The organism is Nonomuraea sp. NPDC003804 (genome assembly GCF_040610675.1).
In the GTDB taxonomy this organism is placed as follows: Bacteria; Actinomycetota; Actinomycetes; order Streptosporangiales; family Streptosporangiaceae; genus Nonomuraea.
Genome location: NZ_JBEXMT010000014.1, coordinates 117,328 through 135,502, shown reverse-complemented (window position 1 = coordinate 135,502; position 18,175 = coordinate 117,328). Strand labels below are relative to the sequence as shown.

Sequence of the window (18,175 nt, the reverse complement as noted above, 5' to 3'; positions counted from 1 at the left end):
CCGTCTGCGGTCGGCGCGCCGGTCGTCGGCACGCCGGCGTCCGGCTCAGATGGCACGGTCACGGCCCTCCCAGTACGGCGCGCGGAGCTTGCGTTTGTGCAGCTTGCCGTTCGGCTCGCGCGGCATCTCCTCGATGAAGTCGATCGACTTGGGCCACTTCATCCTGGCCAGGCGGCCCTCCAGCGACCTGAGGATGTCGGCGGCCAGTTCGGGGCCGGGGGCGACTCCGGGGGCGGGCTCGACGACGGCCTTGATCTGCTCGCCCCACTCCTCGTCCGGGATCCCGAACACGGCCACGTCGGCGACCGAGGGATGGATCATGATCTCGTTCTCGATCTCGGCGGGGTAGATGTTCGCCCCGCCCGAGATGATCAGATCGGCCTTGCGGTCGCACAGGTAGAGGAACCCGTCCTCGTCGAGGTAGCCGATGTCGCCGACGGTGAAGTGGTCCTGGAGCCTGCCGGCGGCGGTCTTGGCCGGGTCGCCCTTGTACTCGAAGGCGACGCCCATCATCTTCATGTAGATCGTGCCGGGCGTTCCGGTCGGGACGGGTTCCCCCGCGTCGTCCACGATGAGCAGCTCGCTGATCGGCCACGCGGTGCCCACGGTGCCCGGGTGCTTCTTCCAGCCGTCGGGCGTGGCGATCGTGCCGCCGCCCTCGGTGGCGGCGTAGTACTCGTAGATGCAGTCGCCCCACCACTCGAGCATCGCCCACTTGACCGGGACGGGGCAGGGGGCGGCGGCGTGGATCATCCACCGGAGCGACGACAGGTCGTACTTCGCGCGGGTCTCCTCCGGCAGTGACAGCAGGCGCTTGAAGTGCGTCGGCACCAGGTGGGAGTTGGTGACCCGGTAGCGCTCGCACAGGCGGAGCGTCTCCTCGGCCTCCCACTTGTCCATGTAGACGAGCGTGTGGCCCATGTGCAGGGCCGTCCCGCCGAACTGGGTGACGGCGGTGTGGTAGTTGGGCGAGGTGACCAGGTGGGCGTTGGGCCTGCCGGGCGTGATGCCGAACAGCGTGAGCAGGAACGTCATCAGCTCGGCGCCGTCGTCGGGGTCGAGGCCCGACAGCTTGCGCCTGACGCCTTTGGGCTGGCCGGTGGTGCCCGAGGTGTAGTGCATGGTGGCGCCGGCCGTACGGTCGGGGGGCGCCGTGGTGGGACGGCCCTCCGTCAGCTCCTCGACCCGCCGGAAGCCGGGGATGTCGCCGAAGGCGAACGAGGCGCCCTCGACGAGGGGTTCGGCCTGGTGGAAGCGGGGGTGCACGAAGTAGGCCCTGGCCTCGCTGTCGGCCACGATGTAGGCGATCTCGGGGGCGGCCAGGTGCCAGTTGATCGGCGTGTAGTACCAGCCCGCCTGCAGCGCCGCCAGGTAGAGGACGAGGCCGTCGACACCGTTCGGGACCAGACCGCAGATGCCGTCACCTGGCTGGAGGCCGAGCTCGCGCAGGCCGTGGACGAGCTGGTTGGCCCGGGCGAGCAGATCTCCGGCGCGGTGTTCGGTGCCGTCGGGATCGACCGCGGCGATCCACTCGGGATCAGCCTGTGCCAGCCTCCAGAAACCGAGCGTGCCCATAGGGATCTCCCTCAACACGGCAAACGAGAACCTGTTCTCGTTTGTGACGGCAGACTAACGCGGGCCCGGCAGCCTAGCAAGCGCTTGATTACCGCCGAGCACCGGCGAGGACGCCACGCCCCCACGATCGGCAACCTCCCGGCGCGACGCAAGACCCACCCTTCCGCCGGACCGGCATCCCTGAGAGGATCAGCTCTACCAAGCGCTTGGTTTATGACGTGGAGGTCAGCCATGGACGTCCTGCCGATCAGCACCCCCCACTGCCGCGTCGAACGCGACGGCCACGTGGTGATCGTCACCATGAACCGCCCCGAGGCCAAGAACGCCCTGTCCTCCGACATGCTCATCGGCCTGGCCTCCGCCTGGGCCTACGTCTCGGCCGAGCCAGGGGTCCGCGTGGCCGTCCTGACCGGGGCGGACGGCACCTTCTGCGCCGGCGCCGACCTCAAGGCCATGGGCCGGCCGTCCGCCGACCCCGAGGTCCAGGCCAGGGCCGCGGCCATCCCGAACTTCCACTGGAAGGGGCTGCTGCGCGAGGACCTGCCGACCAAGCCGATCGTGTGCGCGGTGGAGGGCTACGCGGTCGCGGGAGGCACCGAACTGCTCGTCGGCACGGACCTGCGGGTGGTCGCCGAGTCGGCGACGCTCGGGCTGTTCGAGGCCAAGCGGGCGTTGTTCCCCATGGGCGGCAGCGCGATCAGGCTGCCCCGCCAGATCCCCTACTGCCACGCGATGGACCTGCTGCTCACCGGGCGCTCCGTCACCGCCGCCGAGGCCCTGTCCATGGGGCTGGTCAACAGGGTCGTCCCGGACGGCCGGGCGCTGGCGGTGGCGCGTGAGATCGCCGACGACATCGCGGCGTCCGGGCCGCTGGCCGTCCAGGCGATCCTGCGCACCTACCGGGACACCCTCGGGCTGCCGGAGCCGGAGGCGCTCAAGGTCTCCGACGAGTACGGCTGGCCGGTGATCGGCTCGGCGGACGCGAAGGAGGGCGCGCGTGCCTTCAAGGAGAAGCGCCCCGCCGCCTTCGAGGGCCGCTGAGCCACCTTCGCGAGCCGCTGCGCCACCGTCGAGCGCCGGCCCCGGGCACTGAGCCACGCCGTCCCGCGCGCTGAGCGCCGCCGCCCCGGGCGCTGAGCGCTGCCGTCCCGGGCTCGCCCGCCCTCCGCCGCGGAACGTCGGCGGAGGACCGGGGCCCGGGGGGCGGAGAGCGGGGGCCGGGGCTGGGGAACGGGGACCGGGGGCCGGGGGCAGGGGGGCCGCCGGTCAGGACTCGGTGATGCGGCCGAGGCGCTCCATGGCCTCGATGTACTCCTCGACCATCTCGAACACCACGTCGCGCGCGCTCTTGACCTGGTTCATCGCCCCGATGATCTGCCCGGCGGGGAAGGTCGCCAGCTCGGCCGCGTCGGACCTGCCGATGCGTCGCAGGGCGTCCGACACCAGCATGAACTGCAGCGGCATCGGCAGCGTGCCGGGCGAGTCCGCCGCCTCCCAGGCGTCGGTCCACTCGTTCCTGAGCAGCCTGGCGGGCTTGCCGGTCCAGCTGCGCGAGCGAACGGTGTCCCTGGAGGTGGCCGACAGGATGCGCCGCCTGGCCAGCTCGGGCGTGTCCGCCTCCTCGACGGTCAGCCAGATCGACCCCGTCCACACGCCTTCCGCGCCGAGGGCCATGCCGGCCGCCATCTGCCTGCCGCCGCCGATGCCGCCCGCCGCCAGGACCGGCACGTCGGAGCCGTCCGGCCCGGCGCCCCGCAGCGCGTCCACGGCCTGGGGGATCAGTACCATCGTGGAGATCTCGCCGGTGTGCCCGCCGGCCTCCGTGCCCTGCGCGACGACCACGTCCACGCCGACCTCGGCCTGCTTGACGGCGTGGCGGGGGGTGGAGGCGAGCGCGGCCACCTTCACCCCGTGCGCGTGGGCCAGCTCGACGACGTCGGCGGGGGGCGGGCCGAGCGCGTTGGCCAGCAGCGCGATCGGGTGCCGCAAGGCCACCTCGACCTGGGGCCTGGCGGTGGCGTCCGTCCAGCCGAGCAGCACCTTGCCGGGGTCGGCGTCGTCCGACAGCGGGGGTACGCCGTGCTCGGCGAGCAGGTTCTCGACGAACCGCCGGTGGCCCTCGGGGATCATGCCCTGCAGGCGGGAGACCAGCTCCTCGGCCGGGAAGTCGGCGCCCTCGTAGGAGGCCGGCATGACCACGTCGACGCCGTACGGCTTGCCGTCCACGTGGTCGTCGATCCACTTGAGCTCCATCTCGAGCTCTTCCGGGGTGAAGTAGAGGGCGCCCAGGACGCCCATCCCGCCCGCGCGGCTGACCGCGGCGACGACGTCCCGGCAGTGGCTGAAGGCGAAAATCGGTAACTCGATCCCGAACAGGTCGGTGACTCGTGTCCGCATGGCCTGACCATACGATCGGGGCCAGGAAAACTGCAACGCGTTCTACTCTAGAACCTTCGGTCGGTCCCCCGCACCGAGTGGTCTCCGGCACGCGACGGACCGGCTCCCGCCCGCTGGCGGGAGCCGGTCGCGCGAACCGTCTACTTGCCGGGCTCCGGGTCGCGGGGCAGGCCGAGCATGCGCTCGCCGATGATGTTGAGCTGCACCTCCGTGGTGCCGCCGTAGATGGTCATCGCCCTGGTCGCCAGCACCGCCCTGTTCCAGTAGCCGGCGTCGCCCAGCTTCATGTCCGCCGCCACGGTGGCCGCCTCGCCCAGCAGGTCCACCGCCGTCTCCGACACGTGCTGCGCGTGCGAGGTCGACAGCAGCTTCCGCACCGAGGCGTCGGCGCCGGGCTCGGCGCCCGCCAGCTGCTTGAGCGTCACCCTGAGCGACAGGGCGTCGATCGAGTGCCCCTCGCACACGACGGCGGCCACGGCCTGCTCCTCGACCGCCGTCAGCGGCCTGCCCAGCCTGGAGACCAGCCCCAGCAGGTCGGGCACCGAGGCGCCGGTCCCGCCGGAGCCCGACGACAGCGACACCCGCTCGTTGGACAGCGTGTTCCTGGCGACCTTCCAGCCCTCGCCGACCTGCCCGACCACCAGCTCGTCCGGCACGAAGACGTCGTCGAGGAACACCTCGTTGAACAGGTTCTCGCCGGTCATCTCGGTCAGCGGCCTGACCGTGACCCCCGGCGACTTCATGTCGACCAGGAAGTAGGTGATGCCCTCGTGCTTGGACCCGGCCGAGGAGGTGCGGGCGATGCAGATGCCCCATTCGGCGACGTGGGCGACGGAGGTCCAGATCTTCTGCCCGGACAGGGCCCAGCCGCCCTCCACCCGCGTGGCCTTCATCTGCAGGGAGGCGAGGTCCGAGCCCGCGCCGGGCTCGGAGAAGAGCTGGCACCAGATCATCTCGCCGCTGAGCGTCGCGGGCAGGAAGCGCTCCTGCTGCTCGCGCGTGCCGTACGCGACGACGGAGGGCACCACCCACGCGCCGATGATCATGTTGGGTGTCCTGACCTTGGCCGCCTTGAGCTCCTGCTGGACGAGGATCTGCTCCAGCGGGGCCGCGTCACGGCCCCACGGCCTGGGCAGGTGCGGCATCACGAAGCCGGCCGCGGCCAGCGCCCGCCGCTGTTCGACGCCGTCGAGGGCGGCGATCTCGGCGATCTCCGCGGCGATCGAGGAACGCAGGGCCGCCGCCGAGTCCGGCAGCGCGACCTCCATGGGCCGCCGCACGCCGGACAGGGCCAGCGAGGCGACGGTGGCCGCCCACGACGACGAGGAGCCGAGCAGCGCCCTGAGGGTGAGCGCGCGCCGGTAGTAGAGGTGGGCGTCGTGCTCGAAGGTGTAGCCGATGCCGCCGAAGGTCTGGATCGCGTCCTTGGCGCACTGGACGGCCGCGTCGGGCGCCATGACGCCCGCGATGGCCGCCGCGTAGTCGAGCTCCTCGCCGCCGGCCCTCGTCGCGTCCCACACCGTGGCGCGCGCCTGCTCCAGCGCCACGAGCATGCGCGACAGCTTGTGCTTGATGCCCTGGAACTGCCCGATCGGCCGGCCGAACTGCACGCGCACCTTGGCGTAGTCGGCCGCCGCGCGCACGCACCAGGCCGCCAGCCCGGTCGCCTCGGCGCCCAGGATGATCGCCGCCAGGTTCGGCACGCCGACCCGGCCCAGCACCCTGTGGGCCGGTACGGTCACCCCGTCCAGCGTCACGGTGGCCACGGCCCTGGTGATGTCGAGCGACCTGACCCGCTCGACCTCGGCCTGCGCGGCGTCCACGGCGATCCACACGTCGCCGACGGGGAGCACGAGCACGTCGGCCATCGCGCCGCCGAGCACGTGCGTCGCCGTACCCGAGACGACCACGGAGTCGCCGCCCTCCGTGGGAGTGGCCGACAGCAGGCCGTCGCCGGCGAGAGCGGCCGACAGGGCCACGGCGCCGGTCAGCGAGCCGTCGGCGAGCCCCGGCAGCAGTTCGGCGCGCGCCTTCTCGGACGTGGAGGCGGCGATGGCGGCACTGGCCAGCACGGTCGGCACGAACGGGCCCGGCGCCATCCGCTCGGCCAGCGCCTCGACGGCGACGGCCGTCTCCAGCAGGCCGTAGCCGGAGCCCCCGAACTCCTCGGGCAGGTGCAGGCCGAGCAGCCCCTGCTCGGCCAGGCCCGCCCAGAACGGCGGACGCCCGTCTTCGTGGGACCGCACGACCTCGGCGGCCACGTTGCGCTCCGCCCAGCCTGCCACCGACTCGCGGAGCGCCTCGTGCTCCTCGCTCAACCCGATCGCCATGTCAGCCTCCTATGGTTCCCAGAACCATATTCTAGAGGATGCTTCTATGCCGAACGTAGGCCCTTCACCAGAGTGTTGAGATCGCGCCAGTGGCTCTTGCCGCTCTCCGGAATCGTCGCCAGCAGCATCGCGGGCTTCTTCTTGCCCGCCTCGACCACCGCGGCCAGCGCCTGCGACGACCGCCGCTCGCCGTCGAGGGTGTAGTCGACCCTGAACCCGACGATCCAGCCCTTGCCCTTGGCCAGCTTCTGCGAGCCCGTCCAGGTGACCGTGCCGCCCTCGGGATGCTGGGTGCGCAGCGACCAGCGGGCCGCCCTGACCGCGAGATCCCGGTAGTCGGCGCTGGTCCTCGGCTTGTCGGCGGTCACGGGCAGCGGCGCCGAAGCCACCATGGTGTGCGGGACCTCCGCCTCACCCACCCGCTGGGCGATCACGAAGGGCGCGAACGACCTGGCCGCCCACGGCTTGCCGAGCTTGGGGTAGCTGATACCGGTCCGCTCGTCGACGACCGTGCCGATCACCTTGCTCGCCTTGCCCGGCAGCGCGGGGAAGGCGAGGCTGTCCGGCGCCGGCGCCGTGACCGCGTCCTGCACCCCCGGCGCCGCGGCGGGCCCGGCGTCCTGCGCCCGCTGCTGTTCGGCGCCGTTCGGCTCGTCGCCGGAGAACAGCGCGAAGATCGCGACCACCGCGAGCACGGTGGCGACCACCGCGGCCAGCAGGTAGACCACCTTGATCGGGATGTCGCCGACGCTGGTCATGAGCCGTCCGACGAACCCCCTGCGCGGCGGTGCAGGCGGCGGCCTGAACGGTCCGGCCGTCGGCGGCATGGGCACGCTGACGGTCTGGTCGGCCGGCGGAAGCTCCACTCGCTGGAAAGGAGTGGTGGGGGCGTCATAGGAGGGCTGATACGGCTCCTGTCCCGGATTGTGAGCCATGTTCCGAGGCTACGTGATCGACACTCTTCCTTGGACAGAATGTCATTCTGTATGGTCGCCCGCATGAGGGGCTTCTACGAGATCGCCGCCGCCGAGCCCGACCGCCCCGCCGTCCTGCTCGAACATCCGGCGGTCGCCGACGTGGCCGTGATCGGCGTGCCCGACGAGGAGTGGGGTCAGCGGATCGTGGCGCTGGTGCAGCCCGCCGCCGGCGCGCGGCCGGGCGACGAGCTCACCGCGCGGCTGCTGCGCCACTGCGAGCCGCGCCTGGCGCGGCTCAAGCACCCCCGCGTGATCGAGTATCGCGCAAGCCTGCCGCGCACTCCCACAGGCAAGCTGAGCAGGCGCGGCGTCAGGGAGACGTATCTTTCCCGGTGATTCGGGGAAGGTAACCGCGCATGAGGATGATCGTCGTGGGCACCGCAGCGACAGCTGTGCTCATCTCCGGCTGCACGGGCTCCATCTCGCGCTCGACGCCTGCGCAACCGACGTCGCCGCGGCCCAGCGCCGCCCCCACGACGGCGTCCGCCCTGGAGCTGGAGCATGCCTACGAGAAGGTCATCCAGGACGTGCTGCCGTCCATCGTGCAGATCAACACGCGCGCCGGCCTCGGCTCGGGCATCGTCTACGACACCGCGGGGCACATCGTGACCAACGCCCACGTCGTGGGCGAGGCGACCCAGATGGAGGTCACCCCGGCGACCGGCGGGGCCGCGCGCAAGGCCAGACTGGTCTCCTCCTTCCAGGCGGGCGACCTGGCGGTGATCAAAGTGGCCAATCCCCGGGGGCTGACCCCCGCCACGTTCGGCGACTCCGCCAAGGCGCGCGTCGGCCAGATCGTGCTGGCCATGGGCAATCCGCTGGGCTTCTCCGGCAGCGTCACCAACGGCATCGTCTCGGCGGTCGGCCGGACGATCAGCGAGCCGCAGAGCGACTCCGGCGGCACGGTCGCGACGATCGCCAACGCCATCCAGACTTCGGCCGCGATCAACCCCGGCAACAGCGGGGGCGCGCTGGTCGACATGTCCGGGCGGGTGATCGGCATCCCGACGCTGACCGCGACCGACCCCGAGCTGGGCAGCGGCACCGCGCCGGGCATCGGGTTCGCCATCCCCAGCAACACCGCCACCGACATCGCGGCGCAGATCGTGAAGGACGGCAAGGTCAGCAACTCGCGCAAGGCCGCGCTGGGCATCCTCGGCCGGACGGTGATCGGCCGCGGCGGCGACGAAGCGGGCGTCGGCGTGGTCCGCGTCACCAGGGGCAAGAGCGCGGCCAACGCCGGGATCGAGGAGGGCGACGTGATCCTCTCGATCAACGGGACCGACACCCCGTCGATGGCCGCCCTCTCGGAGGTGCTGGCGACGCTGAAGCCGGGAGATCGGACCAAGGTCGAGGTGCTCAAGCAGGACGGCTCCACCGTCACAGTGAACGTGACGCTGACCGAGCTCACCGCCTGACCGAGCTCACCGCCTGACCGGCGAGACGCCGATCAGCCGAGCCGCCAGAGCAGCCCCGCCACGTCCTCACGCGGCAGCGCCACGCCCCTGGCGTACGCGCGGGCGAAGTCCTGCTCGCCCAGCACCGCGCGCGCCCGGTCCCGCACCCGCGCGACGTCGCTGTCGCCGGGCAGCGCCACGCCGCGCAGCCCCTCGCCCACGCCCAGCAGCAGCGCCGCCCGCTCGTGGTCGCCGCGCAGGCCGGACAGACCCGCGAGCCCTTCCACCGCGATCGCCAGCGCGGGCAGGCTCTGGACGCGCAACGCCGCGGCGAAGGCCTCCTCGTGCCTGGACGCGGCGAGCTCGACGGCGCCGGAGTCCGCCGCGATCCGGCCGAGCGCGACACCGACGTGCACGGCCGTCAGCGACTCGCCGAAGGACCCGCTCGCCTGCCCGTCCCTCAGCACCTCCTCGTAGCGGCGGCGCGCGTCATCGAGGTCGCCGCGCAGCCTCGACACGTCGGCCAGGCCGCAGGCGGCCCTCGTGGTGCCCTCGAGCGCGCCCACCCCGCGGGCCAGCTCGGCCGCCTGCCGGAAGTCGGCCTCGGCCCTGTCGAGGTCGCCGAGGAGCAGCCATCCCTCGCCGCGCTGGCTCAGCAGGTCGGCGATGTCCTCCTGCGCGCCGAGCTCACCGACCAGGCGCAGCGCCTCCTCGATCAGCTCGGTGAACCGCTCCCGCTGCCCGCGCCACGCGGCCACCCTGACCAGCTCCGACAGGGCCATCGCCATGCCGAGCCGTTCGCCGAGCGAGCGGAAGTAGTCGAGCGCGCGCCCGAACTCCCGCTCGGTCCCCTCCACGTCGCTCTCCATCAGATGGCAGAGGAACCCCCGCCCGACGTGCTTGAGGCCGTTCACCCAGGGGTCGGCGCTGGCCTGCACGCGCTCCATCATCACGCCGAGGAAGCCGTCCTCGACGGAGGGGCCGACGAAGCTGCCCCAGAAGAACGACAGCTGGGGACGCCCGGCGATCAGGTCCGTCTCCCGCATCAGCCGCCTGGCCGCCTCCAGGTGCTCGCCGGCCGCGGCCGCGCTGGTCACGCAGATGACGTACTCGGCCTCGAGCCCGTCGGGCGGCCGGGTGCCGACGGCGGCCAGCAGGGCGCGGGCGGGCCGCACACCGACGCCCCGGCGTCCGCGCAGCCACCAGTACGTCGACAGGTCCGCGAAGATCCGCAACGCCATGGCCGGGTCGTGCTCGGTGGCCCAGCCCAGCGCCGCCAGCAGGTTGTCGTGCTCGGGGTCGAGCCGGGCCGCCCACTCCAGCTGCTCGGCCCGCAGCAGGTGAGGGGCCGCCTCACGCAGCAGGCCGAGGAAGTACGCGGCGTGCGCCCTGCGGCAGCGGGCCTCCTCGCCTGCCTCGTCCAGCCGCTCGGCGCAGAACGCGCGGATCGTCTGCAGCATCCGATAGCGGTCGCCGACCAGCTCGACCAGCGACTTGTCGGCCAGCCCGGTGAGGAGTTCGACGGTGTCCGCCGAGCCGCAGACCCGCTCGGCCGCCTCCAGCCGGGCGCCGTCCGCGAACACCGTCAGCCGCCGGGCCACCTCCCGCTCCCTCTCGTCCAGCAGGCCCCAGCTCCACTCGACCACCGCGCGCAGCGTGCGGTGGCGTGGCTCGGCCGTACGGCTGCCGCGCGACAGCAGCCCCAGCCCGCCCTCCAGCCTGGCCGCGACCTCGGCCACCGACAGCGAGCGCAGGCGGGCGGCGGCCAGCTCGATCGCCAGCGGCAGGCCATCGAGCGCCGCGCAGATCCGCCGCACGTCGGCGCGGTTGCCCTCCCCCACTGCGAACCCGGGGCGCACCGCGGCCGCCCTGTCCTCGAACAGGTGGACGGCGGGCGAGCCGGCGAGCGGGGGGACCGGCCAGACCCGCTCGCCCGTGATGCCGAGCGCCTCCCTGCTGGTGGCCAGAACCCGCAGGTCGGGGCAGGCGGTGAGCAGGCGGTACGCGAGCCCGGCCGCCGCCTCGACGACGTGCTCGCAGTTGTCGAGGACGAGCAGCATCGCCCGCCCCGCCAGCGCGCCGACCAGGCGGTCGGCGGGATCCGGGACGTCCTGGCCGACGCGCAGCCCCAGCCTGGTGAGCACGGCCTGCGCCACGTCGCCGCCCTCGGGCAGCGCGCCGAACTCGACGAAGCCCACCTCGCCGGGCACCGTGGCCGCGGCCTCGACGGCGAGCCTGGTCTTGCCCGCGCCGCCCGGACCGGTCAGTGTGACCAGCCGGGACCGCTCCAGCAGGCCGCGGACCGCGGTCAGGTCGTCCTCCCTGCCGACGAAGCTGGTCAGCTGCGCGGGCAGCGCGGCGCGCGCCCCGCGCTCGGAGGGCGGCGCGGCACGCGGGCCCCACGTGGAAGGCGCCGCGGCACCGGAATCCCGGGCGAGGGGAGGCGCGGCGCCCGGGTCCCGCTCGGGGGGCGGCGGCGCGGTGGCCGGGCGCGGCGGCGGCGCGCCGCCCGGCGTGTGGAGCTCGCCGCGCAGCGCCGCCAGGTGGATCTCCCGCAATTCCGGCGAGGGGTCGACGCCCAGCTCGTCGGCCAGGGTCCGGCGCGCGTCCTCGAAGACGGCCAGCGCCTCGGCCTGCCGTCCCGCGGCGTACAGGGCCCTGATGAGCTGGCCGCGCAGCCGCTCCCTGACCGGGTGGGCGGCCACCAGCTCCTGCAGTTCGGCCACCGGCCCCCGGTGCCGCCCGAGCTCGAGATCGGCATCCACGCGGTCCTCCGTGGCGCCGAGCCGCGCCTCCTCGAGCCGCGCCACCTGGGCGGGCGCGAACGGCGCCGCGCGCACGTCGGCCAGCGCGGGCCCGCGCCACAGCCGCAGCGCCTGGCCGAGCAGCTCGGACCGCTCGGCGGCCGAGACCGTGGCGCGCGCCTCGCGGACCAGGCGTGCGAAGCGGTGGGCGTCGACCTGCTCGCGGTCCACGGCCAGCAGGTAACCGGCCGGGTGGAACTCGATCGGGGTGTCCAGGGTCCTGCGCAGCCGGGAGATCTGCGACTGCAGCGCGTTGGTCTCGCCGGTCACGGCCTGCTCGCCGTACAGGCCCTCGATGAGCCGCTCGGTGGGCACGATCCTGCCCGCGTCGAGGATCAGCAGCGCCAGCAGGGCGCGCAGGCGGGCGCCGGCGACGGTGATCGCCTCGCCGTCGGCTCGCCGCGCCTCGACGGGCCCGAGGATCCCGAACCTGGTCACTCGGCCTCGTACGGCAGGTCAGGGGCGAACGAGCGGGCACGGCAAGGGGGGTGTCCCGCCCCATCGGTCATGAACGCGGCCATAGCCCGACGATGCTATCGAATCACGGTGTGCGCGCCCGGCCCGTGCGCCAGGCCCATGCCGCGATGCCGACCCTGTTCTTCACGTCGAGCTTGCGCTGGATGCTCGCGATGTGGTTCTTGACCGTACCGGGCGACAGGAAGAGCTCCTCGGCGATCTCGGCGTTCGTCCTGGCCTGCGCGACGAGACGGGCGACCTCGATCTCCCTGTCGGTGAGCCCGGCGTCGTCCAGGACCGCGCCCGGCCGCTCGGCCCCGCGCAGCAGGCCCACCGTGAGCTGCGGGCTGATCAGCACGTCGCCGCTCATCGCGGCCCGCACCGCCTCGACGAGCAGCGTGGGCCCCGAGCGTTTGAGCACGAACCCCGCGGCGCCGTGGCGCAGCGCCGCCCGCGCGTACTCCTCCTGCCCGAACGTCGTCACGACCACCACGTGGATGTCGGTCTCCGCCAGCGCCCGCGTGACCTCGATGCCGTCGGCGCGGGGCATCCTGATGTCGGCGAGCACCACGTCGGGGCGGATCGCGAGCGCGGTCTCGACGGCCGTGACGCCGTCGGCCGCCTCGGCCACCACGGTCATGTCGGGCTGCGCGTCGAGGACGAGCCGGAACGCGCTCCTGATGCCTTCCTGGTCGTCGGCAATGAGGATCCGGGTGGGCACGCCGTTCATCGTGCCAGAGGCAGGCGCGCCACCAGCGACCACCCTCCGGGTACGGCGGCGGCCCGCAGCGTCCCGCCCATCGCCTCGACCCGCTCGGACAGCGACGGCAGCCCGAACCCGCCACCCTCGGCCCGCTCCTGCCCGCCGCCGGCCGTCCTGCCCGGACCCGCGTCCGGCTCCCCGCCGCGTCCCGCCGCGTCCCGAGCCGCGTCGCGGTCACCGCCGCGTCCCGCGTCCGGAGGCGCAGGCCGGTCCGCGGCTCCGTCGTCGGCCACGATCACCACGAGCGTCCCGCCTTCCACCCGGACGGCGACGTCCACCCTGGTGGCCTCGAGGGCGTGCCGCCGGACGTTGGTCAGGGCCTCGACGACGATCCGGTAGGCCAGCCCTGCCACCTCCTCCGGCACCTCGACGTCCGGGACGGCCAGCTCGACGCGGGCGGGCCCGGCCGCGGTGAACCTGCCCGCCAGGTCGGCGAGCCCGGCCAGGCCCGGACTGTCGTGCAGTTCCAGCACCGTGCGGTCCAGCGTCGCCATCGCCCGCAGCCCCGCCCGTTCCACCCGCTGGAGCGCCGCCAGCGCCTGGGCGGGCTCGACGGCCCCGACCACCTGCCCCGCCTGTGCCTGCGCCACCATCTCGCTGACGTCGTGGGCGACGAAGTCGTGCAGGTCCCTGGCCAGGCGCAGCCGCTGCCCGGCCCGCTCCTCCTCGACGGCCCGCACCCGCCGGGTGTCGAGCGAGCGCAGGTAGATCCCCACGCCTGCGGCACCGCACACGCCGATCCCCCAGAACGCGCACATGCCCAGGCCCTCCAACGGGGAGACGGGCACCAGGTAGCGCAGCAGCCACGTGGCGGCCGCCAGACCCGCCGCCACGCCGGCCGGCACGGCCCGCCGTACGGGGGACCACCGGGCGATCAGGCCGACCAGCGCGGTCAGCACGAGGCTCTCGACCAGCCCCATCAGGTCCTCGCCGCGGCGCGGGCCGGTGATCGCGTACCAGCAGGTGACCGCCAGGGAGAGCCCCGCGGCGACGCAGGCCGCCACCGGCAGGTGCGCACGCCTGCCGCCGGGGACCGTCCACACCAGCGCCGCCACCGCCGCGATCAGCGGCACCACCCAGAATTCCACGGCAGCCACCATACGGAGGATGTGCCGTTCGGCACCCCGCACGCCCTCGCGGACCGCACGACCTGCCGAACGGCACATGGTCCCGCACCGGGCGGCGGCCCGAGGGTGGAGGCATGACAAGGATCATCTCCAAGGCGGGCCACGCGGCGGCCGTCTGGTCCGCCGGTTACGCGGTGCTCGGGGTGGCCTGGGCGCTCGGCGCGCCCGGCTTTCCCTGGGGCGCGAGCGACCCCGATCCCGATGGTGCGCTCTCCCTCCTGGCCGGGCTGACCCCCGACCCGGGCGGCTGGTGGATCGCCGCCTTCGCGCTGCTGTGCGCGGCCACGTCGGTGGCGCTCGTCCGGGGGCGCGGCGGGATCCCGCTGGTGGTGGCGTGGCCGCTGGCGGCCTTCCTCGTCCTGGTGGTCCCGGACTCCCGGCTCATGATGGGCGTCGCCTACACGCCGCTGCTGAGCGTGGCCGTCTTCCTCGACGGCCCGTGGGGCCAGGTCGGCCTCGCCGACGCCTGGCCGTGGCCGGTGCTCAACCAGCTGCTGTGCGCCCTCGGCGGGGCCCTGCTCGCCGCGGCGGCCGTGGCGGCTCAGCGCCGCCGCCGCGACGCGTGCGTGGCCTGCGGCCGCACCGATCAGGCCGGCGGCTGGACCGGTCCCGCCGCGGCCGCCCGATGGGGGCGGACGGCCGTCGCCGTCGCCGTGGCCGTCCCGCTGATCTACAGCGCCACCCGGTGGGCGTGGGCGCTGGGCATCCCGGTGGGCGTCAGCGAGAGCTTCCTGGTGGAGGGCGAGAAGGACGCGCCCGGCATCTGGCTGGCCGGTGCCTACCTGGCGACCTTCGGCGCTCTCGGCGCGGTGCTCACGCTGGGCCTGGTGCAGCGCTGGGGTGAGGTCTTCCCGCGCTGGATGATCGGTCTGCGGGGCAGGCGGGTGCCGCCGCTTCTGGCCATCGTCCCCGCCACCCTCGTCGCGGCCATCGTGATCATGGCGGGGCTGACCTACATCAGGCGCGCGCTCGCGGGCGCCTTCGCCATGGACATGTGGGGCGCGTGGCTGCCGGAGTGCTTCTGGCCGGTCTGGGGAGCGGCCCTCGCCGCCGCCGCCCTCGCCTACGGCCTGCGCAGGAGGGGCCGCTGCGCCCACTGCGGGCGCGGTGCCGTGGCCGCGGCCCGCAGCACGATCGCGATGTAGAGGACCTGCTCGGGAATCCGCTGCCACAGCGGCGTGGCGGCCTTGCCGCCGAAGGGGATGCCGGCGACGGCGGCGTAGATGTTGGCCGGCAGCAGCAGCACGAACAGCAGCGCCAGCGCGATCCCCGCGGCCCACCGGGTCGAGGGGATCACCAGCCCGAGCGCGCCGAGCAGTTCCAGCACGCCGGTCACGTAGACCATCAGGCTGGGGAAAGGCACGAACGGCGGCACGATCCCCACCATGTCCGCGTGGTTGGGCATGACGGTGACGCCCGCGGGGACGAAGTGCGCGCTGGCGGCCACCACCAGCATCACGGCCATGCCGTGCGCGGCGGACGCGGCCCAGGTGTGGAAGCGGCTGACGCCGAGGGCGCCCAGCAGGCGGAAGACAAGCGTGCTCGCGGCGAGAACGATCAGGACGATCACGATGAGCTCCTCTCTCATTGGATAGTCATGCTATCCAATGAGGGCCGACGGGGCAACACACCTGGTGCCGGGAACGGAAACGGCCCGGCCCCCTCATCGGGAACCGGGCCGGCAAGCGAGCAGTTCGGCCGGCGGGGCTCTGCCCTCACGCGCGACCCAGGGGGCGGAAACGCGAAACGGCGGTGTCCACATGGACACCGCCGTCGCTCAGCAGCGCGTCACTCGCCACGACTCTCCGAGAGCCGTGGCCGCGTGACGCCAGATCGGTGGAGGTGGCGGGAATCGAACCCGCGTCCTTCAACCCCAAGGCAGGGCTTCTCCGGGCGCAGCCTGCTTAACGTTTTCTCAGCCCCGGCGCTCACGCAGGCGCGTCGCCGACAGGCTCAGCCACTGTTTGGTTTCCCGCTCTCCCCCGTGGCCGGGTCGAGCGGTTGAGCCTTCTCACGATGCCAGATCCCGAGCCGAAGGCATGCCCGGGCTGACAGAGGTTTCGCTACTTAGGCAGCGAGAGCCAGGGAACCCTGGCTGACCTCAGTGCGCTTAGAGTTGGCACTTGTTGGTTGCGGTCACAGGATTAACGAGGTTATGTCCGCAGTCCTCGGCCCGCTTCTCCTGACTTGCAAGGTCAAAGTCGAAACCGATCACCCCCCTGTTCAGTTGTCAACACGGCCGCGAACGGCCGTGCAACATGAAGATACATGTGACAACACGGCGAACGCCAACCCAATTCCCGGGCGAACCCCCGGAGGCGCGCACAAGGCGAGACACCCCCGGGGGTGACCGGCAGGGTAGCGCCGGTCCGGACGGCAGGACTTCCCCCGAGATGAAGTCCTTCTCATCGCGACGACCAGGTCCGCAACCCCCCGATCAGGCCTGGTCACTCAGGAAGACGCAGCCGGACCCGTCGATGGTTGCTCTGCGTGACGAAGTCTTTACGTAGGGTCGCGCATCGCCGAGAAGAAGCGGCCCGCATAGGCGGCCGGGTCGGCGTTCTCGGCCAGGACGGCCACGGCGACATCGCCCTGCCATCCCACGAACCACGCCTGCTTCTCGTCCTTGCCGGTGACGGGGGCGGTGATGCCCGCGACCGGCTCGCCGCCGGTGGCCGCGGCGGTCGCCGTACCCGAGGTGACCCCGGCCCGCATCATCGCCTGCAGTGCCGGCAGCGTCTTCGGGTCGATCGCCACGCTGGGCGGCGGCGTGGCGGGCAGCACCTCGGCGGCCGGGTCGGGCGTGGCCGGCTTGACCACCAGCAGCGGCGGATGCCAGGTGCCCTTCGCGACGGCCCCCGCGACCAGCGCCATCGCCAGCGGGCTCACCTCGACGTTCTGCCCCGCGATGGCTTTCGCCTTGTCGGCGTCGGAGTCGAGCTTGGCCATCTTGCCGCTGAACGACTTCAGCGGCAGCTTCCACGGCTTGCCGATGCCGAAGTCGGACGCGGCCTTGGCCAGGTCGGCGTCGGTGACCCGGCGCGCGAGCGAGGCGAGCGCGGTGACGCAGCTCCTGGCGAAGCTCGACTGGAAGTTCTGCGTGGTGGCGGCCGCCAGCCCCGCCTGCTCGAACCTGGCCCCGCCGACCGTGCGCTCGGCGGGACAGGCGAGCCGCTGGCTCGGCTTGACGCCCTTCTTCAGCAGCGCCTGCGCCGCGATGATCGAGAAGGCCGTGCCCGCCGGGTACTTGCCGGCCAGCGCGTCCTTCTCCTCGTTGAGGTTGGAGGAGGCGCTCACCGCCAGCACCTCGCCGGTGGAGGCCTTGACCGCGACCAGGGCCGCCGACCTGGTGCCGGCCAGCGCCGTCTCGGCCGCCCCCTGGACCGAGCTGTCGATCGTGGTCTCGACCGGGGCGTTCGGCCGGCCCGGCCACTTCTTCAGCTCGGCGACCTGCTCGCCCGTCTTGAGATCGAGCGTGATCACCGACGTCTGCGTGGAGCCGGTCAGGTGGTCCTGGTAGGCCTTCTGCAGCCCGGTCAGGCCGACCGAGTCACCCGCCCGCTGGGGGCCGCCCAGCTTCTGCTCGGTCTCGGCGGTCAGCGCGCTCACGATGCCGACGACCTGCTCGGGCGGCGCCGGCGCGACCGGCATCTCCTGCTCGTCGATGGTCACGCCGGGGATGGCCTCCAGCTTCGACTGGAGCTGGAGGTACTTCACCCGGCCGAAGTGGACCAGCGGCACGAAGTCGCTCGGCGGCGCCGACCTGATCCGGCTCAGCAGCCGGTCCTGGGCGAACCCGGTGAGCTTGGCGAGCTGCTCGCCGACCTTCTCCGCGTTGTCACCCAGCGTGGCGGGCGTCACCCCCGCGACGTACAGCGTCGCGTTCTTCTGCAGCGGATCGCCGGTGCGGTCGAGCACCGAACGGCGCGACTCCGGCTCCGGCTTGACCGCGAACCGCTGCCCCTCGTGCAGCTGCGGATGGATGACACTGGGCGACCAGCGCACCTTCCACACACCGTCGACCAGGTGCAGCGGCAGCCGGCTGGTGTACTCCCACAGCGAGTTGTTCTCGCCCAGGTCGACCTCGGCGGTGAAGTCGGCCGTGGACTCCTCGCCGTTCTGGGTCAAGTTCTTGATCTTGAACCGGAAGGAGGCCGCGTCGAGGTGGACGCGGGTGTCCTCCAGCGCCTTGGCGACCACCTTGGGGTCACCGTCGGTACGGCCGGCCGCCAGCGCGTAGTCGCCCGACTGCCAGCCGACGAGGAAGTCACGCACGGCCTCGTGCGCCGAGGGCTCCTCGAAGCACCCGGTCAGCGTCGTGCTCGCGACCGCCATCGTGACAGCCGCGG

General features: G+C 73.0%; 13 protein-coding genes and 1 other RNA gene. 5 read left to right on the top strand and 9 right to left on the bottom strand.

The features are described 5' to 3' along the window. Positions 1-45 precede the first annotated feature (45 nt). Positions 46-1,575 carry an acyl-CoA synthetase gene (locus tag ABZX22_RS20650; RefSeq protein ID WP_354911293.1) on the bottom strand — a complete coding sequence of 510 codons (1,530 nt, stop codon included), beginning with the start codon at positions 1,573-1,575 and terminating at the stop codon, positions 46-48. A gap of 231 nt (positions 1,576-1,806) precedes the next feature. Between ABZX22_RS20650 and ABZX22_RS20645 the strand changes: the two genes are divergently transcribed. After that, positions 1,807-2,616, top strand: coding sequence for a crotonase/enoyl-CoA hydratase family protein (locus ABZX22_RS20645; RefSeq protein WP_354911292.1), 810 nt, complete (start codon positions 1,807-1,809; stop codon positions 2,614-2,616). Positions 2,617-2,841: 225 nt separating this feature from the next. On the opposite strand, the gene ABZX22_RS20640 is transcribed toward ABZX22_RS20645, so the two are convergent. The 3 genes from ABZX22_RS20640 to ABZX22_RS20630 all read right to left on the bottom strand — a co-directional run bounded on the left by ABZX22_RS20640 (position 2,842) and on the right by ABZX22_RS20630 (position 7,237). Next, positions 2,842-3,972 carry a nitronate monooxygenase family protein gene (locus tag ABZX22_RS20640; RefSeq protein ID WP_354911289.1) on the bottom strand — a complete coding sequence of 377 codons (1,131 nt, stop codon included), beginning with the start codon at positions 3,970-3,972 and terminating at the stop codon, positions 2,842-2,844. A 140-nt stretch (positions 3,973-4,112) separates the two neighbouring features. Beyond that, on the bottom strand, positions 4,113-6,302 hold the full coding sequence (locus ABZX22_RS20635) for an acyl-CoA dehydrogenase (protein WP_354911287.1): 2,190 nt from the start codon (positions 6,300-6,302) through the stop codon (positions 4,113-4,115). Positions 6,303-6,346: 44 nt separating this feature from the next. After that, positions 6,347-7,237: a hypothetical protein gene (locus ABZX22_RS20630; RefSeq protein ID WP_354911284.1), complete on the bottom strand. Its 891-nt coding sequence runs from the start codon at positions 7,235-7,237 to the stop codon at positions 6,347-6,349. 63 nt (positions 7,238-7,300) lie between these two features. Here ABZX22_RS20630 and ABZX22_RS20625 point away from each other — a divergent pair, with 63 nt between their 5' ends. After that, entirely contained in the window at positions 7,301-7,615 is a 315-nt protein-coding gene (locus ABZX22_RS20625) for a hypothetical protein (RefSeq protein ID WP_354911282.1), read from the top strand. A gap of 20 nt (positions 7,616-7,635) precedes the next feature. Then, on the top strand, positions 7,636-8,697 hold the full coding sequence (locus tag ABZX22_RS20620) for a trypsin-like peptidase domain-containing protein (protein WP_354911279.1): 1,062 nt from the start codon (positions 7,636-7,638) through the stop codon (positions 8,695-8,697). A gap of 32 nt (positions 8,698-8,729) precedes the next feature. Here the strand turns inward: ABZX22_RS20620 and ABZX22_RS20615 are convergent, their stop codons facing one another. The 3 genes from ABZX22_RS20615 to ABZX22_RS20605 form a co-directional block, all read right to left on the bottom strand. Continuing rightward, positions 8,730-11,918, bottom strand: coding sequence for a BTAD domain-containing putative transcriptional regulator (locus tag ABZX22_RS20615; RefSeq protein WP_354911277.1), 3,189 nt, complete (start codon positions 11,916-11,918; stop codon positions 8,730-8,732). 103 nt (positions 11,919-12,021) lie between these two features. Beyond that, positions 12,022-12,666: a response regulator transcription factor gene (locus ABZX22_RS20610; protein WP_354911275.1), complete on the bottom strand. Its 645-nt coding sequence runs from the start codon at positions 12,664-12,666 to the stop codon at positions 12,022-12,024. After that, positions 12,663-13,787 carry an ATP-binding protein gene (locus ABZX22_RS20605; protein WP_354911272.1) on the bottom strand — a complete coding sequence of 375 codons (1,125 nt, stop codon included), beginning with the start codon at positions 13,785-13,787 and terminating at the stop codon, positions 12,663-12,665. Before ABZX22_RS20605 ends, ABZX22_RS20610 begins: the two co-directional genes overlap by 4 nt. 113 nt (positions 13,788-13,900) lie before the next feature. Here ABZX22_RS20605 and ABZX22_RS20600 point away from each other — a divergent pair, with 113 nt between their 5' ends. Both ABZX22_RS20600 and ABZX22_RS20595 read left to right on the top strand, forming a co-directional pair. Beyond that, on the top strand, positions 13,901-14,971 hold the full coding sequence (locus ABZX22_RS20600; protein WP_354911269.1) for a hypothetical protein: 1,071 nt from the start codon (positions 13,901-13,903) through the stop codon (positions 14,969-14,971). 15 nt (positions 14,972-14,986) lie between these two features. After that, positions 14,987-15,049 carry a hypothetical protein gene (locus ABZX22_RS20595; RefSeq protein ID WP_354911469.1) on the top strand — a complete coding sequence of 21 codons (63 nt, stop codon included), beginning with the start codon at positions 14,987-14,989 and terminating at the stop codon, positions 15,047-15,049. 611 nt (positions 15,050-15,660) lie between these two features. Here the strand turns inward: ABZX22_RS20595 and ssrA are convergent. Next, positions 15,661-16,045: a transfer-messenger RNA gene (ssrA, locus tag ABZX22_RS20590) on the bottom strand. Between the two features lie 283 nt (positions 16,046-16,328). Then, positions 16,329-18,161, bottom strand: a complete 1,833-nt coding sequence (locus ABZX22_RS20585) for a penicillin-binding transpeptidase domain-containing protein (RefSeq protein WP_354911266.1) — start codon at positions 18,159-18,161, stop codon at positions 16,329-16,331. Positions 18,162-18,175 lie beyond the last annotated feature (14 nt).